The organism is Streptomyces sp. SID5785 (assembly GCF_009870065.1).
GTDB lineage: Bacteria > Actinomycetota > Actinomycetes > Streptomycetales > Streptomycetaceae > Streptomyces.
Map to the genome: position 1 here is coordinate 1 of NZ_WWIA01000890.1, position 24,346 is coordinate 24,346.

The window sequence follows — 24,346 nt, forward strand, 5'->3', positions numbered from 1 at the left end:
CAGGGGCGCGGGGAACTGCGCGACCAGCCCCCACCGGGGCCGCAGACGAAGAAACCGGCACCCGAGCGGCGCTCAGGCCACGTTCACCCGCTGCCCCGGAGGCGCCGCCTCCAGCCAGGCGAGGAAACCGGTCAGCGCATCCTCGCTCATCGCCAGCTCGAGCCGAGCGCCACGATGCGTACAGGCGAGAACGATCGCGTCGGACAGGAGTGCGAGCTCCTCCTCGCCCTCCGGCGCACGCCGCCCCGTGACCTCGATGGCCGCCCGCTCGAGGATCCGCCGCGGCCGGGGCGCGTAGGAGAAGACGCGGAACCACTCGACCCGGTCACCGTTGTAGCGGGCGATGCCGTAGCCCCAGCCCTTCCCGGAGGCACCCTCCGTACCGGGTCCGGACACGTCCCACCGCAGCGAGCAGTCGAACGTCCCGCCCGACCGCTGGATGAGCCGCCGGCGCAGTCCGAAGACGAACAGCCCCGCCAGTACCAGGACGACGACCGCCACCACACACAGCACGACAACGAGGACCATCGGTACCGACCTCCTCGCTTCGCGACGGAATCAAACGCCTGATAACGGAACAGCAAAAACAGTTGTAGACCGCCTCAGCCGCGACCTGGTCCGGAGATCAACTCCGGACCGGGCCGCGGCTGAGGCACGTCCTGGGGCTCGCTGGAATCAGCGGGCCGCCACCGCACGCAGTCGGACATCGGCGCGACGCTCGGCGGACGCGTCCGCGTCCGACTTCGCGCGCTCCAGGGCCCGCTCCGCACGCTGGACATCGATCTCGTCCGACAGCTCGGCGATCTCGGCCAGCAGGGACAGCTTGTTGTCCGCGAACGAGACGAAACCGCCGTGGACCGCAGCCACGACCGTCCCTCCGTCGCTCGTACGGATCGTCACAGGGCCCGACTCCAGCACACCGAGCAGCGGCTGGTGACCGGGCATGACGCCGATGTCGCCGGACGCGGTGCGCGCGACGACCAGGGTGGCCTCGCCGGACCAGACACTGCGGTCCGCGGCGACGAGCTCGACGTGCAGCTCAGCAGCCAAGGTGGGCTCCTCGGGTCACCACCCGGCGGCACTCGCTGCCGGGTGTTGGGTCAAAGTCTAGTGGGCGTTGCGGGAGGGCCGGGACATACCCCCGGCCCTCCCTGCGAGCACGGGGCTCAGGAGACGCCCAGCTCCTTGGCGTTGGCCTTGAGGTCCTCAATGCCACCGCACATGAAGAACGCCTGCTCCGGGAAGTGGTCGTACTCGCCGTCGATGATCGCGTTGAAGGCCGCGATCGACTCGTCCAGCGGGACGTCCGACCCGTCGACGCCGGTGAACTGCTTGGCGACGTGGGTGTTCTGGGACAGGAAGCGCTCCACGCGACGGGCGCGGTGGACAGTGAGCTTGTCCTCCTCGCCGAGCTCGTCGATACCGAGGATCGCGATGATGTCCTGGAGGTCCTTGTACTTCTGCAGCACCGTCTTGACGCGCATGGCGGCGTCGTAGTGGTCCTGCGCGATGTAGCGCGGGTCCAGGATGCGGGACGTGGAGTCCAGCGGGTCCACGGCCGGGTAGATGCCCTTCTCGGAGATCGGACGGGAGAGCACCGTCGTCGCGTCGAGGTGGGCGAACGTGGTGGCCGGGGCCGGGTCGGTCAGGTCGTCCGCGGGGACGTAGATCGCCTGCATCGAGGTGATCGAGTGACCACGGGTCGACGTGATGCGCTCCTGGAGGAGACCCATCTCGTCGGCCAGGTTCGGCTGGTAACCCACCGCGGACGGCATGCGGCCGAGCAGGGTCGAGACCTCGGAGCCGGCCTGCGTGAAGCGGAAGATGTTGTCGATGAAGAACAGCACGTCCTGCTTCTGCACATCGCGGAAGTACTCCGCCATGGTCAGACCCGCGAGGGCCACGCGCAGACGGGTGCCCGGCGGCTCGTCCATCTGACCGAAGACCAGCGCGGTCTTGTCGATGACGCCCGAGTCGGACATCTCCTCGATGAGGTCGTTGCCCTCACGGGTGCGCTCACCGACACCGGCGAACACGGAGACACCGTCGTGGTTGTTGGCGACGCGGTAGATCATCTCCTGGATGAGCACCGTCTTGCCGACGCCGGCACCACCGAACAGACCGATCTTTCCACCCTTGACGTACGGGGTGAGAAGGTCGATGACCTTGACGCCGGTCTCGAACATCTCGGTCTTCGACTCGAGCTCGTCGAAGTTCGGGGCCTTGCGGTGGATGCCCCAGCGCTCGCCCTCGTACGTCTCGTCGACGTTGAGGACCTCGCCGAGGGTGTTGAACACCTTGCCCTTGGTGAAGTCACCGACGGGCACGGTGATCGAGGCACCGGTGTCCGTCACCGCAGCCTGGCGGACCAGGCCGTCGGTGGGCTGCATCGAGATCGCGCGGACCAGGCCGTCACCGAGGTGCTGGGCGACCTCGAGCGTCAGGGTCTTCTTGGCGCCGTCCTGAGCCGGGTCGGCGACCTCGACGTGCAGGGCGTTGTAGATGTCCGGCATCGCGTCGACGGGGAACTCCACGTCGACGACCGGGCCGATGACCCGGGCGACGCGGCCCGTGGCAGCGGCCGTCTCAACAGTGGTCGTCATTACTTGTCACTCCCCGCGGTCGCGTCGGCCAGAGCGGCAGCGCCGCCGACGATCTCGCTGATTTCGTTGGTGATCTCCGCCTGGCGGGCCGCGGAGGCCAGCCGGGAAAGCGTGTTGATGAGGTCGCCCGCGTTGTCGGTGGCCGACTTCATCGCGCGGCGGGTGGCGGCGTGCTTGGAGGCAGCCGACTGCAGCAGCGCGTTGTAGATGCGGCTCTCGACGTAGCGCGGCAGCAGGGCGTCGAGGACGTCCTCCGCCGACGGCTCGAAGTCGTACAGCGGAAGGATCTCGTCCTTGGACGGAGCCTCCGCCGCCACCTCTTCGAGGCTGAGCGGCAGCAGTCGGCCGTCGACGGCCGTCTGCGTCATCATCGAGACGAACTCGGTGTAGACGATGTGGAGTTCATCCACGCCGCCCTCCGCCGTGTCCTTCTCGATGGCCTCGATCAGCGGTCCCGCGACCTTCTTGGCGTCCGCGTACGTGGGCTCGTCGGTGAAGCCCGACCACGACTCCGCGATCTTGCGCTCGCGGAAGTTGTAGTGGGCGACACCGCGCCGGCCGACGATGTACGAGTCGACCTGCTTGCCCTCGGCCTCGAGGCGCTCGGTGAGCTGCTCCGCGCCCTTGATGGCGTTGGAGTTGAAGGCACCGGCCAGGCCGCGGTCGCTCGTGAGGAGCAGAACCGCGACACGGGTCGGCGACTCGGCCTCGGTGGTCAGCGGGTGCTTGGTGTTCGAACCCGTACCCACCGCCGTGACCGCGCGGGTGAGCTCGGTCGCGTACGGCGTGGAGGCCGCCACCTTGCGCTGCGCCTTGACGACGCGCGAGGCGGCGATCATCTCCATCGCCTTGGTGATCTTCTTGGTCGCGGTGACGGATCGGATGCGACGCTTGTAGACCCGGAGCTGGGCTCCCATGAGTCAGGTCCCTTCCTTACGTCACTTGGAGACGTTGACGGCCGGAGCGTCCTCGCCGAGAAGCTTGCCGTCCGAGGTCTCGAACTGCTTCTTGAAGTCCGCGATGGCGTCGCCGACGGCCTGAAGCGTGTCGTCCGACATCTTGCCGCCCTCCTTGATGGAGGTCATGAGGCCCTGCTCCTTGCGGTGCAGGTACTCAAGGAGCTCCTTCTCGAAGCGGCGGATGTCGGAGACCGGGACGTCGTCCATCCGGCCGGTGGTGCCGGCCCAGACGGAGACGACCTGGTCCTCGGTGGCCATCGGCTGGTACTGAGCCTGCTTGAGTAGCTCGACCATGCGCTGACCGCGCTCCAGCTGCGCCTTCGACGCGGCGTCCAGGTCGGAACCGAAGGCGGCGAACGCCTCGAGCTCACGGAACTGGGCCAGGTCCACGCGCAGACGGCCGGAGACCTGCTTCATCGCCTTGTGCTGCGCGGAACCACCGACTCGGGAGACGGAGATACCGACGTTCAGCGCGGGGCGCTGACCGGCGTTGAAGAGGTCCGACTCCAGGAAGCACTGGCCGTCGGTGATGGAGATGACGTTGGTCGGGATGAACGCGGAGACGTCGTTGGCCTTCGTCTCGACGATCGGCAGACCCGTCATCGAACCGGCGCCCATGTCGTCCGAGAGCTTCGCGCAGCGCTCGAGCAGACGGGAGTGCAGGTAGAAGACGTCACCCGGGTAGGCCTCGCGCCCCGGCGGGCGGCGGAGGAGCAGGGACACGGCGCGGTAGGCGTCGGCCTGCTTCGACAGGTCGTCGAAGATGATGAGGACGTGCTTGCCCTCGTACATCCAGTGCTGGCCGATGGCCGAACCGGTGTACGGCGCCAGGTACTTGAAGCCGGCCGGGTCGGACGCCGGGGCGGCGACGATGGTCGTGTACTCCAGCGCGCCGGCCTCTTCGAGGGCACCGCGCACGGAGGCGATGGTGGAGCCCTTCTGACCGATGGCGACGTAGATGCAGCGGACCTGCTTCGACGGGTCGCCGGTGCGCCAGTTGTCACGCTGGTTGATGATCGTGTCGACGGCCAGGGCGGTCTTGCCGGTCTGGCGGTCACCGATGACCAGCTGACGCTGGCCACGGCCGACGGGGGTCATCGCGTCGACGGCCTTGTAGCCCGTCTCCATCGGCTCGTGCACCGACTTGCGCTGCATGACCGTGGGGGCCTGCAGCTCGAGGGCGCGGCGGCCGACGGTCTCGATGTCGCCGAGGCCGTCGATCGGGTTGCCGAGCGGGTCGACGACGCGACCCAGGTAGCCCTCGCCTACGCCGACGGAGAGGACCTCACCGGTACGGGAGACCGGCTGACCCTCCTCGATGCCGCTGAACTCGCCGAGGACGATCGCACCGATCTCGCGCTCCTCGAGGTTGAGGGCGAGACCGAGGGTGCCGTCCTCGAACTTCAGCAGTTCGTTGGCCATGGCCGAGGGCAGACCCTCGACCTTCGCGATGCCGTCGCCGGCAAGGGTGACCGTACCGACCTCCTCGCGCGAGGCCGCGTCCGGCTTGTACGCCTGGACGAAGTTCTCCAGCGCGTCCCGGATCTCCTCCGGCCGGATCGTGAGCTCCGCCATCTGGGTTCCCTGCTCTCCTTGTTGGGCCCGAAAGTCTTCTTGGGGGGTCTGGGGTCAGCCCCCAGGAATTCTCTGCACGGCCAACTAGGGCCGTAGGTAGTACGTGGTGAGTCGGTCAGCCGGCCATACGGCGGCTGGCCTCCTCGATGCGGTCCGCGATCGAGCCGTTGATGACCTCGTCGCCCACCTGCACCTTGATCCCGCCGAGGACCTCGGGGTCCACGTCCAGGTTCAGGTGCATCTGGCGCCCGTAGAGCTTCGCCAGGGACGCACCCAGGCGCTGCTTCTGCGCGTCGCTCAGCGGAACCGCGGTGGTGACGACCGCCACCATGCGCTCCCGGCGCTCGGCGGCGAGCTTGGAGAGGGACTCGAGTCCCCCTTCCAGGCTACGTCCACGCGGCGCGGTCACAAGACGCTCGACGAGGCGCTCGGTGGTGGGCATGGCCCGGCCGCCGAGCAGACGCGTCACGAGCTCGCCACGCGCCGAGGCTGTGGCGGCCTTGTCGGTCAGCGCGGCACGCAGCTCGGTGTTCGAGGAGACGATCCGGCCGAAGCGGAACAGCTCGTCCTCGACGTCGTCCAGCTCGCCGCGCTTCTGCGCCGCGGTCAGGTCCGCGATGTTCGCGAGTTCCTCGAGGGAGTCGACCAGGTCGCGCGACGCCGACCACCGGGAGCGGACCAGGCCGGCCACCAGGTCGGCGGCGGGGCCGCTGATCTGGCCGCCGAGCAGGCGGGTCGCCAGCTCGGCCTTGGCCTCGCCGGCCTGCGCCGGGTCGGTCAGGACCCGGCGCAGCGACACCTCGCGGTGCAGCAGCGCGGTCACCGCGGCCAGGTCACCGGCGAGCGCCTTGGCGTCGGCCGACGTCGAGTCGGTCAGCGCGTCCAGGCGCTCACGCGCGGTGGCGAGAGCCTCGCGGCTCGCTCCGTGGGCGGTCATCGAGCGGCCTCTGCCTTCGTCGCGGTCTCGTCGAGCCCGTCGAGGAAGCGGTCGATCGTGCGCGACTGCCGGGCGTGGTCCTCGAGGGACTCGCCGACCAGCTTGCCGGCCAGGTCGGTGGCCAGCTGGCCCACGTCCTGGCGCAGCGACTGAGCGGCGGCCTTGCGGTCGGCGTCGATCTGCGCGTGACCGGCGGCGATGATCTCCTCACGCTGCCGCTGGCCTTCCGCACGCATCTCGGCGATGAGAGCGGCGCCCTGCTCCTGCGCCTCCTGGCGCAGGCGCGCGGCCTCGTGCCGGGCCTCGGCGAGCTGAGCCTTGTACTGCTCGAGCACGCTCTGGGCCTCGGTCTGAGCGGCCTCGGCCTTCTCGATACCGCCTTCGATGGCCTCGCGACGCTCTTCCAGAACCTTGTTGATGTTCGGGAGGAGCTTCTTGGCGAGGAAGCCGAAGACGATGACGAAGGCGATCAGGCCGATGACAAGCTCGGGAATCGGCGGGACGAGGGGATTTTCCATCTCCTCGGCCGCAACCGTGAGCAGCTGGCTCATGTCAGTGCCTTTCGTCTAGTCAGCAGGTGGATGATCCGTGGATCACTTGCCGTAGACGAACGGCATGACCAGACCGATGAGGGCGAGCGCCTCACAGAAGGCGAAGCCGAGGATCTGGTTGGCGCGGATCAGGCCGGCGGCCTCGGGCTGACGGGCAAGGGCCTGGGTGCCGTTACCGAAGATGATGCCGACGCCGACGCCGGGACCGATGGCAGCAAGGCCGTAGCCGACGGAGCCGAGCGAGCCGGAAACAGCGGCAAGGGTCTGGGACATGCCAGTTATTCCTTTTCTGTGCGAACCGGTGGGGGTTGGCCACCGGACGTCTGAGGGGGTCGAGGTACGGGACGCTCAGTGGTGCTCGGCGAGCGCGCCCTGGATGTAGGTGCACGTCAGAAGGACGAAGACGTACGCCTGAAGTGCCTGGATGAAGAGCTCGAAGGCCGTCATCACGATCGTCATGATGAAGCTGACGCCGGCGTAGGCGATGCCGATGCCGTTCAGCAGGTACCAGCTGGCGATCGTGAAGAGCAGCAGCAGGGTGTGACCCGCGAACATGTTCGCGAAGAGTCGCACGGCGTGCGTGAACGGACGCACCAGCAGGTTCGAGAAGAACTCGATGACCATGGCGAGCGGCAGCACCGCACCGAGCGACTTGTCGTAGCCGGTGACGTTCTTGAAGAACCCGACGAAGCCGTGCCGCTTGAAGGTCAGCGAGACCCAGAGGATGTAGACGATCACGGCGAGCACCGCGGGGTACGCGATGATCGAGGTGACCGGGAACTGGGCGACCGGAATGATCGACCAGAGGTTCATCATCCAGATGAAGAAGAACAGCGACACGACCAGCGGGACGTACTTCTCGCCCTCGCGCTTGCCGATGGTCTCGTAGACGACACCGCGCCGGATGAAGTCGTAACCCGCCTCGGCGACCATCTGCAGCTTGCCCGGGACGACCTTCGGCTTGCCGAAGGCCATCCAGAAGAAACCGACGATGATGATCGAGCCGAGCAGCGCGAGGAGCATCGGCTTGTTGAAGTACAAGTTGCTGTCCGCGTCGCCCCAGAGGGGCTCGAACAGGAACGAGTGCAGGCCGGGAGCCGGGAAGCCACACCCGTCGAAAATGTGGCAGTCGGTCTCGAAGGCGAGCACCTGCGTCGGGTCAGCACTCACCGCGGGCTCCTTCAGCGTGGCGCATAGGTACGGCAACCTCGTTGTGTCGGCGCGGCATGCAGCCGCGGTTCGGCACGGGACTGGTGTTACGGATGTGGGGGCGGCAGTTGGGCTTCGAGCCTCGCGCTAGTGCAGGCGTCAGCTCGGATGCCCGCGCCCGCGATGCCGCAGTTGGCACCGGACGATAGCAGGGTCGTGAACGTGCATTTATCCCACCCCTACGGTTCACGACTTCGACCCCGAGTTCTCGGGCTTCTCGCCCTTCTGGGTATCGGGCTCGACGTAGAGGATCTTGGCCTGCATATGGGCCCGCGTCTGTGCGGCGATCCACGCGAGCGTGGTGGCCACCAGCGTGAACGCGAACGCCTTGGGGTTGAAGAAGGTCGCGTCCTTGAAGAGTGCGACGAACACCACCATGAGCAGCAACTGCGCTACGTACAGCAGGAGTCCCATCATCTGGAACAGGTGCGGAAGCGATTTGGCAGTGCGCTGCAGCGCCACGAGACCGAGCCCCATGAAGACCAGCGAGACCAGCGTGCCGATGACCGCACCGAGCGCACCCTTGCCACCGGCGAGCGCAGCACTGACGACGACGGCGATCGCGCCGACGGCGGCTGTGGGCACAGCGGTGTGGACAAGAGTCCGTGCGTCATTGGACGGCATGGCGGCAGCTCCGCTTGCTGGTGGGGGCAGGTGTCGTCATGGACGAGCGTAGTCCGGGGCCGAGAGGGTTCTCCGGGCCAAGAGACCGTCGCACTACGGTCTTTCGGCTCTATCCCCGGTTCTCGTGAACGGTATCACAAACTATTTGATGCGGTCTTTACCTAGATGGTGTGCCAACCGTCACACGTGAGGGGGATTCTGCGCGTCTGTGCAAGCGGGCGGCCGACTTGTCTGGTATTGGGCCGATTCACCCGGCGCCGTCAACGCGGGGACTGCGCCCGGTGCCGGTCCGTGAAACGCGAACGGGCGCCGATCGCGGTCGCTCCGTTGACGCCCGCGGGGATCGGCGTCGGATCCGGTCCGGGCGCCTCGGCCGTCTCGGCGGCGGCCTCCTCGGGCACGGCCGGCTGCGCCGTACGGCGGTAGCGGGGCGGGACCAGATGCTGGGCCCAGCGCGGTGCCCGCGGCGTGAACCGGGGCAGCAGGAGCAGCACGAGCCCGACGAAGCAGAGTCCGGCGATCGTCAGCATGACCCACATGCCCGACGTGGAGGGCACCGAGTAGGCGACCGTGCCGAACGCGATGAGCGCCGACCAGAAGTACATGATGAGGACCGCGCGCGAGTGCGAGTGCCCGATCTCGAGGAGCCGGTGGTGCAGATGCCCGCGGTCCGCGGCGAACGGCGACTGCCCGTTCCAGGTGCGGCGCACGATCGCGAGCACGAGGTCCGCGAACGGGATGGCGATCACGGTGAGCGGCATCACGAGCGGGATGAAGACCGGGAGCATCGCGTGGGTGGTGTCCCGGGTGCTGCCGCCGAGGTTCAGCCGGAGCGCGTCGGGGTCGATCTGCCCGGTCATGGAGATGGCGCCCGCCGCGAGCACCAGGCCGATCAGCATCGACCCGGAGTCGCCCATGAAGATGCGCGCGGGATGCATGTTGTGCGGCAGGAAGCCCAGGCACATGCCCATCAGGATCGCCACGAACAGGGTCGCGGGCGCGGCCGCCTCGATCCCGTAGCCGTACCAGATGCGGTAGGCGTACAGGAAGAACGCGGCGGCGGCGATGCACACCATGCCGGAGGCCAGGCCGTCGAGCCCGTCGACGAAGTTGACCGCGTTGATGGTGATGACCACGAGCGCGACCGTGAGCAGGGTGCCCTGCCACTGGGTCAGCGAGACCGTGCCGACACCCGGGATCGGCAGCCACAGGATCGTCAGTCCCTGCATGACCATGACGCCGGCGGCGATCATCTGGCCGCCGAGCTTGATCAGGGCGTCGATCTCGAACTTGTCGTCCAGGACGCCGATCAGCCAGATCAGCGCGGCGCCGGAGAGCAGGGCGCGCGGCTCGTTGGAGGACTCGAAGACCTGGTCGAGGTTGCTGAGGTGGGAGGCCACCAGGAGGCCCGCGCACAGGCCGAAGAACATGGCGATACCGCCGAGCCGCGGCGTGGGCTCCCGGTGCACGTCACGTGCCCGGATCTCCGGCATGGCGCCGGCCACGATCGCGAACTTCCGCACCGGGCCGGTGAGCAGATAGGTCACCGCGGCCGTGATGCAGAGCGTCAGCAGGTATTCACGCACGGGCTTCCCCACAGATATCGCTGGCCATCTCAGCCCCACACCCTAGCTTCGCGTGGTTGGGGTTGAGGACTTCCGGGTAGCGACGATGGTTGCACGAGTGACGGTGCTGTGACGTCCACGTGGGGCTCAGGTGCCGTCGGCGGCGTCCTCACCGGCCCGGTACGCGGGGTACGGGGGAAAGGATCCGGCCAGCTCACGCACCTCCTCGCGGGCCGCGCGGGCGTCCACGTCGTCCCGGGCGACGCCGCCGAGGAGCACCGCGATCCGGGCCATCTCGGCCTCGCCCATGCCCTGCGTGGTGACGGCGGCGGTGCCCAGCCGCAGTCCGCGTCCGTCACCGTGCGGCAGCGCGCAGGTGTCGAGCACCAGGCCGGCCGAGGCGAGCCGGCCCCGGGCGAGGGCGCCCGGCACGCCGAGCGGGGCCGGGTCGACGGTGACCAGATGCGTGTCGGTGCCGCCGGTGGTGACGCCGAAGCCCTCCGCCCCCAGCGCGGCCGCGAGCACGCGCGCGTTGGCCACGACCTGATGCGCGTACCCGCTGAACGCCGGGCTCGCGGCCTCCCCGAACGCGACGGCCTTCGCCGCGATCGTGTGCATCTGCGCACCGCCCTGTGTGAACGGGAACACCGCGCGGTCCACCCGGTCGGCGAGCTCGGCGCCGCACAGCAGCATCCCGCCGCGGGGACCGCGCAGCACCTTGTGTGTGGTGGCGCAGACGATGTCGGCGTACGGGACCGGGTTGGGCGCCGCTCCCCCGGCGACCAGCCCGATGGGGTGCGCGGCGTCCGCGATGAGGTGGGCGCCCACGTCGTCGGCGATCGCGCGGAAGGCCGCGTAGTCGATGTGCCGGGGGTACGAGATCGAGCCACACACGATCGCCTTGGGCCGGTGGGCCCGGGCGATGGAGTGCACCTGGTCGTGGTCGATCAGGCCGCTCTCCGGGTCGACGCCGTAGGGCACGAAGTCGAACCAGCGGCCGGAGAAGTTCGCCGGGGACCCGTGCGTGAGGTGGCCGCCGGACTCGAGGCCCATCGCGAGCACCGTGTCGCCGGGGCGCAGCAGCACGGCGTAGGCGGCGAGCACGGCGGAGGAGCCGCTGTGCGCCTGCACGTTGACGTGCTCGGCGCCGAACAGCGCGCGGGCCCGCTCGACGGCGATGCGCTCGGCCATGTCGACGAGCTCGCAGCCGCCGTGGTGGCGGGCTCCGGGGTAGCCCTCCGCGTACTTGTTGGCGAGCGGGGAGCCGAGGGCCTCGAGGACCGCGGGCGAGGTGAAGTTCTCGGCGGCGATCAGCTGGAGGGAGTCGGCCTGACGGGCGGCCTCGGCGAGGATGACCTCGGCCATCTCGGGATCGTGGCGCAGCAGCTCCGCCAGAGGGGCTGGATCGGTGATCACCGGCATCTTCGGCTCCGGGGCCTCGCGGTGGGAGGGGGTGCCTCCAATGTAGATCCGCCGGGTGCGCGCCGCCCGGTCGTGCGTCCGGACAGGTCCTGGCGACGGAGCCCGGCTGCGGGTCCTGCGAGGGGTCCTAGCGGCGGACGCCGGTCAGGGCGCTGACCACCGGGTCGAGCGCCTCGCTGATCTCCGAGCCGACCGAGCGGAAGAACGGCAGCGGCGCCCCGTACGGGTCGTACACCTCGTCGGCCTCGACGCTCGGCGCGAGAAGCCACCCGCGTAGAGCCGCCGCGGCGCGCACCAGGGCCCGTGCACGCTCCACCACGCCGCCCGCGGGGAACTCCCGGGGGTCGGGCAGGGTCGCGGGGTCTATGGCCTGCACGAGGCGCGTGAACTCTTTCAGCGTGAAGGTCCGCAGGCCCGCGCTGTGGCCCATGGAGATGACCTGGGCGCGGTGGTCCCGGGTCGCGGTGAGCACGAGGTCGGCCCGGATGACGTGGTCGTCCAGGAGCTCGCGGCCGACGAAGCCCGAGGGGTCGGCGCCGAAGTCGGTGAGGACCGTCTCGGCGTTCGCCTCCATGGGCGCGCCCTCGTGTCCCCAGGTGCCCGCGCTCTCCACGACCAGCCCGCCGGCCAGAGGGTCGCCGAGCCGGTCCGCGAGGGCGTGCCGGGTCAGCCGCTCGGTGATCGGCGAGCGGCACACGTTGCCGGTGCTGACGTGGAGGATGCGGAAGGAGTCTCCGGGGAGCACGACCGACTCCCCGTACCCGGTGCCTATGCCACGCCCCGTCTCAGGGGCTGTCAATTCGCCACCTCGAGGTCGGGTACGACCTTGCGCAACTCGTCGGCGCCGAGGGCGCCCGCGCGCAGCAGGACCGGCACCTTGCCCGTCACGTCGACGATGGACGAGGGGACGATGCCGGGGGTCGGACCGCCGTCGAGGTACACGGAGACGGAGTCGCCGAGCATCTCCTGGGCGGCGTCGCAGTCCTCGGGGGCCGGATGGCCGGACAGGTTGGCGGAGGACACGGCCATCGGGCCGACCTCGGTGAGCAGTTCGATGGCGACGGGGTGCAGCGGCATCCGGATGGCGACGGTGCCGCGGGTGTCGCCCAGGTCCCACTGGAGGGACGGCTGGTGCTTGGCGATGAGCGTCAGGGCGCCGGGCCAGAACGCGTCGACGAGCTCCCAGGCCATCTCGGAGAAGTCGGTGACCAGGCCGTGCAGCGTGTTCGGCGAGCCGATGAGGACCGGGGTGGGCATGGTGCGGCCGCGGCCCTTGGCCTCCAGGAGGTCCTGGACGGCCTCGGAGGTGAACGCGTCGGCACCGATGCCGTAGACGGTGTCGGTGGGCAGCACGACCAGCTCGCCGCGGCGGACGGCGGACGCGGCCTCGCGCAGACCGGTGGTGCGGTCGGTCGCGTCGTTGGTGTCGTAACGCCGTGCCATCTAGCGAGCCTCCTGCTCAAGTGCCTGGACGGAAGTGGGGTCGGTGCTCACGGCATCGCCTTGCGGGCGGTCGCGAACCGCGGCCGGTTGTTGAGGTCCGGGTGGTCCGCGGCGTCGGCCCAGCCGCGCTCCTCGGTGAAGATCCACGGGACCTGGCCGCCCTGCGTGTCGGCGTGCTCGATGACGACGACACCGCCGGGGCGCAGGAGCCGGTGGGCGGTGCGCTCGATGCCGCGGATCAGGTCCAGTCCGTCCTCGCCGGAGAACAGCGCCATGTCCGGGTCGTGGTCGCGGGCCTCGGGCGCCACGTACTCCCACTCGGTGAGCGGGATGTAGGGCGGGTTGGAGACGACGAGGTCGACCTGGCCGTCGAGGTCGGGGAAGGCGTCCAGGGCGTTGCCCTGGCGCAGGTCGACGCGGGAGCCCTCGACGTTCTTGCGGGTCCACTTGAGCGCGTCCTCGGACAGCTCCACGGCGTGCACGCGCGAGCGGGGCACCTCCTGGGCGAGGGCGAGCGCGATGGCGCCGGACCCGGTGCACAGGTCGACGATGAGCGGCTCGACGACGTCCATGGCGCGCACGGCGTCTATGGCCCAGCCGACGACCGACTCGGTCTCGGGGCGGGGCACGAAGACACCGGGGCCGACCTGGAGCTCCAGGTAGCGGAAGTAGGCGAGCCCGGTGATGTGCTGGAGCGGCTCGCGCGCCTCGCGGCGCGCGGTCACCTCCCAGTACCGGGCGTCGAAGTCCGCGTCCTTGACGGTGTGCAGCTCGCCCCGCTTGACGCCGTGCACGAACGCGGCGAGTTCCTCCGCGTCGTTGCGCGGCGAGGGCACGCCGGCGTCGGCCAGCCGCTGGGCGGCCTGGGCCACTTCAGCTAGCAGCAGGTTCACCTGGTCCTCCGGGGCTGAGCTCTGGGCGTACGGGTGGTGCGCGGTGCGTTACGCGGCGGCGAGCTTCGCGGCCGAGTCCGCGTCGACGCACGCCTGGATCACGGCGTCGAGGTCACCGTCGAGCACCTGGTCCAAGTTGTACGCCTTGAACCCGACGCGGTGGTCCGAGATGCGGTTCTCCGGGAAGTTGTACGTGCGGATCTTCTCGGAGCGGTCGACGGTGCGGACCTGGCTGCGGCGGGCGTCGGCCGCCTCGGCCTCGGCCTTCTCCTGAGCCGCGGCGAGGAGCCTGGAGCGCAGGATACGCATCGCCTGCTCCTTGTTCTGCAGCTGGCTCTTCTCGTTCTGGCAGGAAGCGACCACGCCCGTGGGGATGTGGGTGATGCGGACGGCGGAGTCCGTCGTGTTGACGGACTGGCCGCCGGGGCCGGAGGAGCGGTAGACGTCGATGCGCAGATCGTTCATGTTGATCTCGACGTCGACCTCCTCGGCCTCGGGCGTGACGAGGACGCCGGCGGCGGAGGTGTGGATGCGGCCCTGCGACTCGGTCGCGGGCACGCGCTGCACGCGGTGGACACCGCCCTCGTACTTGAGGCGGGCCCAGACGCCCTGGCCGGGCTCGGTCGCGCCGTTGCCGCCCTTGGTCTTCACGGCGACCTGGACGTCCTTGTAGCCGCCCAGCTCGGACTCGGTGGCGTCGATGATCTCGGTCTTCCAGCCGACGCGCTCCGCGTAGCGCAGGTACATGCGCAGCAGGTCACCGGCGAACAGGGCGGACTCGTCGCCGCCGGCGCCGGCCTTCACCTCGAGGATCACGTCCTTGTCGTCGGACGGGTCGCGCGGCACCAGGAGCAGCCGCAGCTTCTCGGTGAGGTCCTCGCGCGTCTTCTCGAGCTCCTTGACCTCGGCCGCGAAGTCCGGATCGTCGGCGGCCAGCTCACGGGCCGTGTCGATGTCGTCGCCGGTCTGCTTCCAGGAGCGGTAGGTCGCGACGATCGGGGTCAGCTCGGCGTAGCGCTTGTTGAGCTTGCGCGCGTTGGCCTGGTCGGCGTGGACCGACGGGTCAGCGAGCTTCTTCTCCAGATCGGCGTGCTCACCGATCAGGTCCTCGACGGCCTCGAACATCTCCGGCTCCTGCGTGTACGGGGGTCAAAAAAGGGGGCTGCACCGCAAAGCGCCGGTCCCGGTGCCCCCGTCGGAACGGGGGCACCGGAGACCGGCGCTCGGGCCTCGCTACTTCTTGGCAGCGGCAGCCTTGCCGAAGCGGGCCTCGAAGCGGGCCACGCGGCCACCGGTGTCGAGGATCTTCTGCTTGCCCGTGTAGAACGGGTGGCACTCGGAGCAGACCTCGGCACGGACGGTGCCGGACTGGATCGTGCTGCGGGTGGTGAACGTCGCGCCACAGGTGCAGCTGACCTGCGTCTCGACGTACTCGGGGTGGATGTCGCGCTTCAAGGTGTCTCCTAGGTTCGGGAGGGCACCGGGTCGCTGACGCGGGATGCGGGAGCGTGAACCGGGGCCGACGTACCAGTCTGCCAGGACTGGCCGCATCCCCCAAAACCGGGGTGAGCCCGCAACTATTCCCGCGAGCCCGCCGAGCCCTGCCGGACGACGCCGTCGGCGGTGCCGGTGGCGGTGTCCGCCGTGGCGGACCGGGGCACCGGGCGGTCGGCCCCGAGCGCCTTCCAGACCAGCTCGGACTTGTCCTTGTCGACCAGGACGCGGTTGGCGTCCGCGGGGTCGTACTGCACCGGCAGCGTCACCATGTTCATCGCGTGCGAGCCGAGGCCCTTGAGCCCGTCGGCGAAAGCGGTCAGCTCGGTGACGGAGCCGAGGTCGGAGTCGGTGGTGACGGTCTTGGTGGCGGTGTCGGCGAGGTCGTAGAGCTTCTTCGGGCTGGTGAACACCCCGACGTGCTTGACCTGGTCCATGAGGGCCTTCATGAACGCCTGCTGGAGCTGGATGCGGCCGAGGTCGCTGCCGTCGCCGACACCGTGCCGGGTGCGGACCAGGCCGAGCGACTGCTCGCCGTCCAGCCGGTGGGTGCCCGCGTCGAGCTTCAGGTGGCTGTCGGGGTCGTCGATGGGCTTGCCGGTGGTGACCTCGACGCCGCCGAGGTCGTCGATCAGCTTCTGGAAGCCCGCGAAGTCGACCTCGACGTAGTGGTCCATGCGGATGCCGCTCATCGACTCGACGGTCTTCACGGCGCAGGCGGCGCCGCCCGTCGAGTAGGCGGAGTTGAACATGGCCTGGTGGACGGCCGGGTGCACGGTGCCGTCGGCGTCGGTGCACTCCGGCCGGTCTATCAGGGTGTCGCGGGGTATCGAGACGATGCTCGCCTTCTTGTGGCCCTTGTAGAGGTGGACGACCATCGCGGTGTCCGAGCGGGCCGAGCCGTCGTCGGTGCCGCCGCCGGCCTTCCGGTTGGCGCCGGCGCGGCTGTCGGAGCCGAGGACGAGGATGTCCTGCGAGCCGTTGTCGACGTCGTCGGGGCGGTCGGTGCCGAGCGCGGCGTTGATGTCGACGCTCTTGAGGTTGCCGTTGAGCTTGAAGTAGACGTAGCCGAGACCGGTGCCCCCGAGGACGACGACTCCCGCGGCACTCCATGCCACGACGCGCAGGGCCTTGCTGCCCGCGCTGCGCGGCTTGCGGCGGCGCCCCTTGGCGCGCCTGCGCCCGGGGTTGCTGTCACTGTCCGGCATGTGCTCCTCGCTGGGGTCGTCCCGTTCACTCGGTGTGACGGTGGATCGCCCTGAAGGGTTGCACAGCCCCCTGTGCCCGCCTTGTGCACATACGCGCACGGAACGTTAAGGGACCAACGTCCCATACCCCTGTGACCTGCCCTTTTGCGGCGGATCAGCGGATGGCTCACACAGTGCCCGCGCGCCTGCACGTGTGGTGAAGGTCTCCGGGAAGAGGGCGGGACGGAGAAAGGGCTGAGCCCCGTCGCACGGTGGCGGCGGGGCTCAGCCCTTCGACGGTCGCGGGACCGGGTCAGTCGTTGCCGTTGCCCGGGGTCGGCGTCGTCTTCTGGATCTGCAGCAGGAACTCCGCGTTGGACTTCGTCTGCTTCATCTTGTCCAGGAGCAGCTCGATCGCCTGCTGCTGGTCGAGCGCGTGCAGCACGCGGCGCAGCTTCCAGGTGATCGCGAGCTCGTCGCTGCCGAGCAGGATCTCTTCCTTACGGGTACCGGACGCGTCGACGTCCACCGCGGGGAAGATGCGCTTGTCGGCGAGCTTGCGGTCGAGCTTGAGCTCGGCGTTGCCGGTGCCCTTGAACTCCTCGAAGATGACCTCGTCCATGCGGGACCCGGTGTCGACGAGAGCCGTCGCGAGGATGGTCAGCGAGCCGCCGTCCTCGATGTTGCGGGCCGCACCGAAGAAGCGCTTCGGCGGGTACAGGGCGGTCGAGTCGACACCACCGGACAGGATGCGGCCGGAGGCCGGCGCCGCCAGGTTGTAGGCGCGGCCGAGGCGCGTGATGGAGTCGAGCAGCACGACGACGTCGTGACCGAGCTCGACGAGACGCTTGGCGCGCTCGATGGCGAGCTCGGCGACCGTCGTGTGGTCCTCGGCCGGACGGTCGAAGGTCGAGGAGATGACCTCGCCCTTGACCGACCGCTGCATGTCGGTGACCTCTTCGGGACGCTCGTCGACCAGGACGACCATCAGGTGGCACTCGGGGTTGTTGTGCGTGATCGCGTTGGCGATCGCCTGCATGATCATGGTCTTGCCGGTCTTCGGCGGGGCCACGATCAGACCGCGCTGGCCCTTGCCGATGGGCGCGACGAGGTCGATGATGCGGGTCGTCAGCACACCCGGGTCGGTCTCCAGGCGGAGCCGGTCCTGCGGGTACAGGGGCGTCAGCTTGTTGAACTCCGGGCGCCCGCGGCCGGATTCGGCCGCCATGCCGTTCGCCGAGTCGAGGCGGACGAGCGCGTTGAACTTCTCGCGGCGCTCCCCCTCCTTCGGCTGCCGGACGGCGCCGGTGACGTGGTCACCCTTGCGCAGGCCGTTCTTGCGGACCTGGGCGAGCGAGACGTACACGTCGTTCGGGCCGGGCAGGTAGCCGGAGGTCCGGATGAACGCGTAGTTGTCGAGGATGTCGAGGATGCCCGCGACGGGGATCAGGACGTCGTCGTCGGAGACCTGCGGCTCGGCGCCGAACTCGTCGCGGCCCCGACGGCCACGGCGGTCGCGGTACCGGCCGCGGCGACCGCGGCGACCGCCGCCGTCGTCGTCGAATCCGTCGTCCTGCGGGCCGTTGTCCCGGCCCCGGCCGCCGCCCTGCTGCTGGCGTCCGCCCTGGTCCTTGTTGCCCTGCTCGTCGCCCTTGCCGCGGCGGTCACGGTCGCGGTCACGGCCGCCCCGCTCCCGACGGTCACGGCGGTCACGGCGGCCCTCGTTGCCCCCGTTGTCCTGGCCGTCGCCCTTGGACTCGTTCTTGCCCTCGGAGCGGCCCTCGGACTTGCCGTCGGCCTTGCTGTCGGCCTTGTTGTCGCCGGCCTCGGCGCCCTCGGGGCTGCCCGCCTCGGCGGTGGCACGGCGACGGCGGCGCTCGCCGGCCGGCTGCTCGTCGCCCGCGCCCTGGCCCGGGATGTCGATCTGCTGCTGGGCGGCGGCCTTCTTGGCCTTGCTGTCGCCGGCCTCGGCCTTCTCCGCCTTGGCGTCCGCCTTCGCGGAGCCGCCGTCGGAAGCGGCCTCGTCACCGCTGCGGGCCTTGGTGGCCGCACGGCGCTTCGGCTTGCTGTCGGCGGCCTCGGCGCTCTTCGCGGGGGCGGATCCGCCGCCCGCCTGCGCCTCCTTGATGACCTCGATCAGCTGACTCTTGCGCATGCGCGCGGTGCCCCTGATACCGAGGCCGGATGCGACCTGCTGCAGCTCGGCCAGCACCATGCCCTCGAGGCCGGTACCGCGGCGCCGCCGGGAGCCCGAAGCACCGGAGGCGGGCGCGGCGGAGGCGTCCGCAGAGGACGCGGCGGGCGCGGCAGCAGAGCTGTCGGCAGTCACGCCCATCAGATCGGTGGTGTCGCTCACGAAGGGTCCTTCCCTGGAGCGGACGTCGGCCTGTCTGGCTCGGCGACCGGTTGTGCTGTCCGGCGGTGGTCCTGCCTGTACGGACCGTGCCGGGGCGGTTGTCCGCCGATGAGGCGGAAGAATGCGGTGGTGACGGCGTTCCCCGTGGCCGCTGGTGCACTGGAATTCTGTGTCACGCGGCTGGGTCACGCCGGTTCCGGAGCGTGCTCTACAGCCGTCAGTGCCACGTCCCGACATACGAGGACACTGCACGGAACTGCTGGAGAGGCTCCCGGAAGAAAGGTCGTCCCTGACAGGGACACACAGCACCTCGCCATGGTGGGGTCGGGTGCAGACTTGAGGTTAACACTACCGGATCCAACAAATATTCCCCCTCTCGTATCCGGCAACCGTGTGCATGCGGTCAGTCCGGGCCGGTGCCGAGCGGCAGGACACAGGCCCCGTCCGCGTCCAGTGCCAGCCGGTTCGCGGCCCAGCCGTCGCCGGCGAGCTGGGCGACCTTGTCGGCCGTCGCGTCCTCCACCAGGGCGATCACGGTGGGCCCCGCTCCGGAGATCATCGCGGGGACGCCGTCCGCGCGCAGCCGCTCCACGAGGGCGGCGCTCTCCGGCATGGCCGGGGCGCGGTACTCCTGGTGCAGCCGGTCCTCGGTCGCGGGGAGCAGCAGCTCGGGGCGGCGGGTGAGTGCCTCGACGAGCAGGGCCGCGCGGCCCGCGTTGGCGGCGGCGTCGACGTGCGGGACGGTGCGCGGGAGCAGTCCGCGGGCCGTCTCGGTGAGCAGCGGCTTGCCGGGGACGAAGACGACCGGGACGACGGTCGGCGCGGCCTCGAGCCGGACGGCGCGTCCGGCGCCGGCGTCGGTCCAGGCGATGGTGAAGCCGCCGAGGAGGCAGGGCGCCACGTTGTCCGGGTGGCCCTCGATCTCGCTGGCGAGGGCGAGCAGCGCGGCGTCGTCGAGCCGTGCGTCCCCGCCTATCGTCACGGCGCGGGCGGCCACGACCGCGGCGACGATGGCCGCGGAGGAGGAGCCGAGGCCCCGGCCGTGCGGGATGCGGTTGGCGCACACGATCTCGAGGCCGCGGGGCTGTCCGCCGAGGGTGTCGAAGGCGGTGCGCAGGGCCCGTACGAGCAGGTGCGACTCGTCGCGCGGCAGGGTGTCGGAGCCCTCACCCGCGATGTCGATGTTCAGCCCGGAGTCGGCGACCCTGACGACCACGTCGTCGTAGAGCCCCAGCGCGAGGCCGAGGCTGTCGAAGCCCGGGCCGAGGTTGGCGCTGGTGGCGGGGACGCGCACCCTGACGGCGGCGGCGCGGAACGCGGGACCGGCCATCGCTAGATGACTCTCCTTGAGCTGCGGGACGTTCGGGAACTTCCGAGACTTCCGATGTCTGGTGAGGGGGTACGTCACAACCCGGGCCGCACGACGGGAACGGCGGCAGCACCACGGCACATGCGGTGGGCGGGCTCTCGGTACAGCCTATCGAAGGAAGGTTCTGTGGCGACATAGGGCGCACAGGAGGCGCACGATGCGTGTCGTAAGCCCCCTGTGCACCCCCTGTGCCGAGACGCCCGGTTGACGTGAGGTCAGCGCGGAGCAAAAATCCCCGACTTCACTCCGGGCGCGTCGTCGCCGGGGTCAGGCGAGACCGAGGCGCTCGGCCGCGGACGCGGCGTCCACCGGCACCGTGACCGGCTGCGGGGCGCCGGCGACGGCCCAGTCGGGGTCCTTCAGGCCGTTGCCCGTGACGGTGCACACGATCTTCTGGCCGGGGTCGACCTTGCCCTGCTCGGCGGCCTTCAGCAGGCCCGCCACGGACGCGGCGGACGCGGGCTCCACGAAGACACCCTCCTGGGAGGCCAACAGCTTGTAGGCGCGCAGGATCTCACGGTCCGTCACCTCGTCGATGAAGCCGCCGGACTCCTCCCGCGCGGCGAGCGCGTGCTGCCACGAGGCCGGGTTCCCGATCCGGATTGCGGTTGCGATCGTCGACGGGTCCTTGACGACCTCGCCGCGCACGATCGGCGCGGAACCGGAGGCCTGGAAGCCCCACATGCGCGGGGTGCGCGTCGACACCGCGTCGGCGGCGTACTCCTTGTAGCCCTTCCAGTACGCCGTGATGTTGCCCGCGTTGCCGACCGGCAGGACGTGGATGTCGGGCGCGTCGCCGAGCGCGTCGACGATCTCGAACGAGGCCGTCTTCTGGCCCTCGATGCGGTACGGGTTGACCGAGTTGACCAGCGCGACCGGGTAGTTCTCGGAGAGCGCGCGGGCCAGGTTCAGGCAGTCGTCGAAGTTGCCGTCGACCTGGAGGATCTTCGAACCGTAGACGAGCGCCTGGCCCATCTTGCCGAGCGCGATCTTGCCCTGCGGGACGAGCACGGCGCAGACCATGCCGGCGCGCACCGCGTACGCGGCGGCGGAGGCCGACGTGTTGCCGGTGGAGGCGCAGATGACGGCCTGGGCGCCCTCCTCCTTGGCCTTGGTGATGGCCATGGTCATGCCGCGGTCCTTGAAGGAGCCGGTGGGGTTGGCGCCCTCCACCTTCAGGTGGACCTCACAGCCCGTGCGCTCGGAGAGCATCTGCGCGGGGACCAGCGGCGTGGCGCCCTCGCGCAGCGTCACGACCGGCGTGGTGCCGGTCACCGGGAGCCGGTCCCGGTACTCCTCGATGATGCCGCGCCACTGATGGGTCATTCCGGTCATCCCTGCTACTCCCCTTCAACACGCATGATGCTGGCGACACCGCGCACGGTGTCGAGCTGACGCAGCGCGTCCACGGTCCCGGTGAGGGCCGCGTCCGCCGCGCGATGGGTGACGACGACGAGGGAGGCCTCGCCGTCCTTCCCCGACTGGCGCACGGTGTCGATGGAGACACCGTGCTCGGCGAAGACCGTCGCCACCTGCGCGAGAACGCCGGGCTTGTCGGCCACGTCGAGGCTGATGTGGTACCGCGTCACGACCTCGCCCATGGGCGAGACGGGCAGCTTGGTGTAGGCGGAGTCGCCCGGTCCCGTCGCGCCGTTCAGTCGGTTGCGGCAGACGGCGACGAGGTCGCCGAGCACGGCCGAGGCGGTCGGGGCGCCGCCCGCGCCGGGGCCGTAGAACATGAGCTGGCCGGCCGCCTCGGACTCGACGAACACGGCGTTGTACGCGCCGCGGACGGAGGCCAGCGGATGGTCGAGCGGGATCATCGCGGGGTGCACGCGGGCCGTGACGGAACCTCCGTCGGCCGCCCGCTCGCAGATCGCGAGGAGTTTGATGGTGCAGCCCATCTCCTTCGCGGACGCGAAGTCGGCGGCGGTCACCTCGGTCATGCCCTCGCGGTACACGTCGTCGAGGCGGACCCGGGTGTGGAAGGCGATCCCGGCGAGGATGGCGGCCTTCGCGGCGGCGTCGAAGCCCTCGACGTCGGCGGTCGGGTCGGCCTCCGCGTAGCCCAGCGCGGTGGCCTCGTCGAGGGCCTCCTGGTAGCCGGCGCCGGTGCTGTCCATCTTGTCGAGGATGAAGTTCGTCGTGCCGTTGACGATGCCGAGCACCCGGTTGACCTTGTCCCCCGCGAGGGACTCGCGCAGCGGCCGGATGAGCGGGATCGCGCCCGCGACGGCGGCTTCGTAGTACAGGTCCGCGTCGTGGTCGAGCGCGGTCGCGTGCAGGTCCTCGCCGTCCTGGGCGAGCAGCGCCTTGTTGGCCGAGACGACCGAGGCGCCGTGCTCGAACGCGGTGGTGATGAGGGAGCGCGCGGGCTCGATCCCTCCGATGACTTCGATGACGACGTCGATGTCGCCGCGTTTGACGAGCGCGGTGGCGTCGGTGGTGACGAGGGCGGGGTCGATCCCCTCGCGCACCTTGGAGGGGCGGCGGACGGCGACGCCGGCGAGCTCGACGGGGGCACCGATGCGGGCCGTGAGGTCGTCGGCGTGCGTCGTCATGATGCGCGCCACCTCTGAGCCGACAACCCCACAGCCCAGCAGCGCCACCTTCAGCGGACGCGTACGCATCATCCGACCTCGATTCCCTCTACTACCGCGCCGTCTGTGCGACGACGTGTCGACGTATCTCTACGGTGGGTCCAGTCTCACCCACCGGACCGGGCTTTCTGCGCCCGGTCCGGATGATGAGACAGCTATTTCATTTATCCGACGTCGAGACGCAGGAGATCTTCCTCCGTCTCACGCCGGACGATCACCCGGGCCTCGCCGTCACGGACGGCGACGACGGGCGGACGGAGCGCGTGGTTGTAGTTGCTGGCCATGGAGCGGCAGTACGCGCCGGTGGCCGGTACGGCGATCAGGTCGCCGGGGGCGGTGTCCGCGGGCAGGAACGCGTCCTTCACCACGATGTCCCCGCTCTCGCAGTGCTTGCCGACGACGCGGACCAGCATCGGCTCGGCGTCCGAGCGGCGCGAGACGAGCGCGACCGTGTACTCGGCGTCGTACAGCGCGGTGCGGATGTTGTCCGACATGCCGCCGTCCACGGACACGTACGTGCGCAGGCCCTCCAGCGGCTTGACCGTGCCGACGGTGTAGAGCGTGAAGGCGGTCGGACCGACGATCGCGCGCCCGGGCTCGACGGAGATGCGCGGGGTCCGCAGGGCCGCGGCCTCGCACTCGCGGGTCACGATCTCGTTCAGCGCCTTGGCGATCTCGTGCGGCTCGCGCGGGTCGTCGTCGCTCGTGTACGCGATGCCGAGACCGCCGCCGAGGTCGATCTCGGGCAGCTCGATGCCGTGCTCGTCGCGGATCTCGGCGAGCAGGCCCACGACCCGGCGGGCGGCGACCTCGAAACCGGCCATGTCGAAGATCTGCGAGCCGATGTGGCTGTGGATGCCGATGAGCTCGAGGCCGTCGAGGCCCAGGGCGCGGCGCACGGCCTCCGCCGCCTGACCGCCGGCCAGCGCGATGCCGAACTTCTGGTCCTCGTGCGCGGTCGCGATGAACTCGTGGGTGTGGGCCTCCACGCCGACCGTCACCCGGATCTGCACGCGCTGGCGCCGGCCGAGGCTCTGGGCGATGTGCGCGACACGCACGATCTCCTGGAAGGAGTCGAGGACGATGCGGCCGACACCCGCCTCGACGGCCCGCTGGATCTCGTCCTCCGTCTTGTTGTTGCCGTGGAAGGCGATGCGCTCGGCGGGCATGCCGGCGGACAGGGCCGTGCTCAGTTCACCGCCGGAGCAGACGTCGAGGTTGAGGCCCTCCTCGTGCAGCCAGCGGACGACGGCACGGGACAGGAACGCCTTGCCCGCGTAGAAGACGTCGGCGTCGGGCCCGAACGCGTCGCGCCACGCGGCGCACCGGGCGCGGAAGTCCGCCTCGTCGAGGAAGTAGGCGGGAGTGCCGAACTCCTCGGCCAGCCGGGCGACTTCGACGCCGCCGACGCGCAGCGCGCCGTCCGCGTCCCGGGTGACGGTGTCCGACCACACCTTGGGGTCGAGGGCGTTCAGGTCGGTGGGCGGCGCGGTGTAGTGGCCCTCGGGCAGGACATCGGCGTGGCGGGGGCCTGCGGGGTGTGCGGAACGGCTCATGGC

The 24,346-nt window shown here is 70.0% G+C and carries 23 protein-coding genes; all 23 read right to left on the reverse strand.

Translation table 11 applies throughout. The features are described from left to right. Positions 1-72 precede the first annotated feature (72 nt). Positions 73-528, reverse strand: a complete 456-nt coding sequence (locus GTW43_RS28900; protein ID WP_161304939.1) for a DUF2550 domain-containing protein — start codon at positions 526-528, stop codon at positions 73-75. 147 nt (positions 529-675) lie between these two features. Then, positions 676-1,050 (reverse strand): F0F1 ATP synthase subunit epsilon, encoded by a 375-nt coding sequence (locus GTW43_RS28905; protein ID WP_161304940.1) that lies wholly within the window; start codon positions 1,048-1,050, stop codon positions 676-678. Between the two features lie 116 nt (positions 1,051-1,166). Beyond that, complete coding sequence (gene atpD, locus GTW43_RS28910) at positions 1,167-2,603, reverse strand: F0F1 ATP synthase subunit beta (protein ID WP_161304941.1); 1,437 nt, start codon at positions 2,601-2,603, stop codon at positions 1,167-1,169. Then, positions 2,603-3,520 (reverse strand): F0F1 ATP synthase subunit gamma, encoded by a 918-nt coding sequence (locus GTW43_RS28915; RefSeq protein ID WP_161304942.1) that lies wholly within the window; start codon positions 3,518-3,520, stop codon positions 2,603-2,605. Before GTW43_RS28915 ends, atpD begins: the two co-directional genes overlap by 1 nt. A gap of 21 nt (positions 3,521-3,541) precedes the next feature. Then, the gene (gene atpA / locus GTW43_RS28920) at positions 3,542-5,137 is read right to left on the reverse strand and encodes a F0F1 ATP synthase subunit alpha (RefSeq protein WP_161304943.1); all 1,596 of its coding nucleotides are present in this window, start codon (positions 5,135-5,137) and stop codon (positions 3,542-3,544) included. A gap of 115 nt (positions 5,138-5,252) precedes the next feature. Further along, complete coding sequence (locus tag GTW43_RS28925) at positions 5,253-6,074, reverse strand: F0F1 ATP synthase subunit delta (RefSeq protein ID WP_161304944.1); 822 nt, start codon at positions 6,072-6,074, stop codon at positions 5,253-5,255. Continuing rightward, positions 6,071-6,625: a F0F1 ATP synthase subunit B gene (locus tag GTW43_RS28930; RefSeq protein ID WP_161304945.1), complete on the reverse strand. Its 555-nt coding sequence runs from the start codon at positions 6,623-6,625 to the stop codon at positions 6,071-6,073. Before GTW43_RS28930 ends, GTW43_RS28925 begins: the two co-directional genes overlap by 4 nt. A gap of 42 nt (positions 6,626-6,667) precedes the next feature. Continuing rightward, positions 6,668-6,898 (reverse strand): ATP synthase F0 subunit C, encoded by a 231-nt coding sequence (gene atpE / locus GTW43_RS28935; protein WP_030672351.1) that lies wholly within the window; start codon positions 6,896-6,898, stop codon positions 6,668-6,670. A gap of 75 nt (positions 6,899-6,973) precedes the next feature. Beyond that, the gene (gene atpB, locus GTW43_RS28940) at positions 6,974-7,810 is read right to left on the reverse strand and encodes a F0F1 ATP synthase subunit A (protein ID WP_161304990.1); all 837 of its coding nucleotides are present in this window, start codon (positions 7,808-7,810) and stop codon (positions 6,974-6,976) included. A 210-nt stretch (positions 7,811-8,020) separates the two neighbouring features. After that, positions 8,021-8,458, reverse strand: coding sequence for a hypothetical protein (locus GTW43_RS28945; protein ID WP_161304946.1), 438 nt, complete (start codon positions 8,456-8,458; stop codon positions 8,021-8,023). A 260-nt stretch (positions 8,459-8,718) separates the two neighbouring features. Beyond that, a complete protein-coding gene (locus GTW43_RS28950) occupies positions 8,719-10,044 on the reverse strand; it encodes an MraY family glycosyltransferase (protein ID WP_161304947.1) in 1,326 nt (441 codons plus the stop codon). A gap of 126 nt (positions 10,045-10,170) precedes the next feature. Then, a complete protein-coding gene (gene glyA / locus GTW43_RS28955) occupies positions 10,171-11,445 on the reverse strand; it encodes a serine hydroxymethyltransferase (protein WP_161304948.1) in 1,275 nt (424 codons plus the stop codon). Between the two features lie 127 nt (positions 11,446-11,572). Next, entirely contained in the window at positions 11,573-12,244 is a 672-nt protein-coding gene (locus GTW43_RS28960; RefSeq protein ID WP_161304949.1) for a protein-tyrosine-phosphatase, read from the reverse strand. Beyond that, the gene (locus GTW43_RS28965) at positions 12,241-12,888 is read right to left on the reverse strand and encodes an L-threonylcarbamoyladenylate synthase (RefSeq protein WP_161304950.1); all 648 of its coding nucleotides are present in this window, start codon (positions 12,886-12,888) and stop codon (positions 12,241-12,243) included. Before GTW43_RS28965 ends, GTW43_RS28960 begins: the two co-directional genes overlap by 4 nt. Positions 12,889-12,935: 47 nt before the next feature. Then, on the reverse strand, positions 12,936-13,781 hold the full coding sequence (gene prmC, locus GTW43_RS28970; protein ID WP_161304951.1) for a peptide chain release factor N(5)-glutamine methyltransferase: 846 nt from the start codon (positions 13,779-13,781) through the stop codon (positions 12,936-12,938). Positions 13,782-13,829: 48 nt separating this feature from the next. Beyond that, positions 13,830-14,906, reverse strand: coding sequence for a peptide chain release factor 1 (gene prfA, locus GTW43_RS28975; RefSeq protein WP_161304952.1), 1,077 nt, complete (start codon positions 14,904-14,906; stop codon positions 13,830-13,832). A 108-nt stretch (positions 14,907-15,014) separates the two neighbouring features. After that, a complete protein-coding gene (rpmE, locus tag GTW43_RS28980; RefSeq protein WP_161304953.1) occupies positions 15,015-15,236 on the reverse strand; it encodes a 50S ribosomal protein L31 in 222 nt (73 codons plus the stop codon). A 122-nt stretch (positions 15,237-15,358) separates the two neighbouring features. Beyond that, the gene (locus GTW43_RS28985) at positions 15,359-16,483 is read right to left on the reverse strand and encodes an LCP family protein (RefSeq protein WP_161304954.1); all 1,125 of its coding nucleotides are present in this window, start codon (positions 16,481-16,483) and stop codon (positions 15,359-15,361) included. Positions 16,484-16,775: 292 nt separating this feature from the next. Next, on the reverse strand, positions 16,776-18,818 hold the full coding sequence (rho, locus tag GTW43_RS28990) for a transcription termination factor Rho (protein WP_161304955.1): 2,043 nt from the start codon (positions 18,816-18,818) through the stop codon (positions 16,776-16,778). A gap of 403 nt (positions 18,819-19,221) precedes the next feature. Further along, positions 19,222-20,148, reverse strand: coding sequence for a homoserine kinase (gene thrB, locus GTW43_RS28995; RefSeq protein WP_161304956.1), 927 nt, complete (start codon positions 20,146-20,148; stop codon positions 19,222-19,224). Between the two features lie 306 nt (positions 20,149-20,454). Continuing rightward, entirely contained in the window at positions 20,455-21,513 is a 1,059-nt protein-coding gene (gene thrC / locus GTW43_RS29000) for a threonine synthase (protein WP_161304991.1), read from the reverse strand. Between the two features lie 14 nt (positions 21,514-21,527). Then, a complete protein-coding gene (locus tag GTW43_RS29005) occupies positions 21,528-22,820 on the reverse strand; it encodes a homoserine dehydrogenase (protein ID WP_161304957.1) in 1,293 nt (430 codons plus the stop codon). Positions 22,821-22,951: 131 nt separating this feature from the next. Further along, positions 22,952-24,343: a diaminopimelate decarboxylase gene (gene lysA / locus GTW43_RS29010; RefSeq protein ID WP_161304958.1), complete on the reverse strand. Its 1,392-nt coding sequence runs from the start codon at positions 24,341-24,343 to the stop codon at positions 22,952-22,954. Positions 24,344-24,346: the final 3 nt, after the last annotated feature.

What these genes read in the sequence shown, in the direction of transcription:
- GTW43_RS28915 (WP_161304942.1), bottom strand. Translation starts at nt 3,520, where the DNA reads ATGGGAGCCCAGCTCCGGGTCTACAAGCGTCGCATCCGATCCGTCACC.
- glyA (WP_161304948.1), bottom strand. Translation starts at nt 11,445, where the DNA reads ATGCCGGTGATCACCGATCCAGCCCCTCTGGCGGAGCTGCTGCGCCAC.
- lysA (WP_161304958.1), bottom strand. Translation starts at nt 24,343, where the DNA reads ATGAGCCGTTCCGCACACCCCGCAGGCCCCCGCCACGCCGATGTCCTG.
- GTW43_RS28945 (WP_161304946.1), bottom strand. Translation starts at nt 8,458, where the DNA reads ATGCCGTCCAATGACGCACGGACTCTTGTCCACACCGCTGTGCCCACA.
- GTW43_RS28925 (WP_161304944.1), bottom strand. Translation starts at nt 6,074, where the DNA reads ATGACCGCCCACGGAGCGAGCCGCGAGGCTCTCGCCACCGCGCGTGAG.
- GTW43_RS28900 (WP_161304939.1), bottom strand. Translation starts at nt 528, where the DNA reads ATGGTCCTCGTTGTCGTGCTGTGTGTGGTGGCGGTCGTCGTCCTGGTA.
- atpE (WP_030672351.1), bottom strand. Translation starts at nt 6,898, where the DNA reads ATGTCCCAGACCCTTGCCGCTGTTTCCGGCTCGCTCGGCTCCGTCGGC.
- prfA (WP_161304952.1), bottom strand. Translation starts at nt 14,906, where the DNA reads ATGTTCGAGGCCGTCGAGGACCTGATCGGTGAGCACGCCGATCTGGAG.
- GTW43_RS28965 (WP_161304950.1), bottom strand. Translation starts at nt 12,888, where the DNA reads ATGGCACGGCGTTACGACACCAACGACGCGACCGACCGCACCACCGGT.
- thrC (WP_161304991.1), bottom strand. Translation starts at nt 21,513, where the DNA reads ATGACCCATCAGTGGCGCGGCATCATCGAGGAGTACCGGGACCGGCTC.
- GTW43_RS28985 (WP_161304954.1), bottom strand. Translation starts at nt 16,483, where the DNA reads ATGCCGGACAGTGACAGCAACCCCGGGCGCAGGCGCGCCAAGGGGCGC.
- GTW43_RS29005 (WP_161304957.1), bottom strand. Translation starts at nt 22,820, where the DNA reads ATGATGCGTACGCGTCCGCTGAAGGTGGCGCTGCTGGGCTGTGGGGTT.
- atpD (WP_161304941.1), bottom strand. Translation starts at nt 2,603, where the DNA reads ATGACGACCACTGTTGAGACGGCCGCTGCCACGGGCCGCGTCGCCCGG.
- GTW43_RS28930 (WP_161304945.1), bottom strand. Translation starts at nt 6,625, where the DNA reads ATGAGCCAGCTGCTCACGGTTGCGGCCGAGGAGATGGAAAATCCCCTC.
- atpA (WP_161304943.1), bottom strand. Translation starts at nt 5,137, where the DNA reads ATGGCGGAGCTCACGATCCGGCCGGAGGAGATCCGGGACGCGCTGGAG.
- thrB (WP_161304956.1), bottom strand. Translation starts at nt 20,148, where the DNA reads ATGGCCGGTCCCGCGTTCCGCGCCGCCGCCGTCAGGGTGCGCGTCCCC.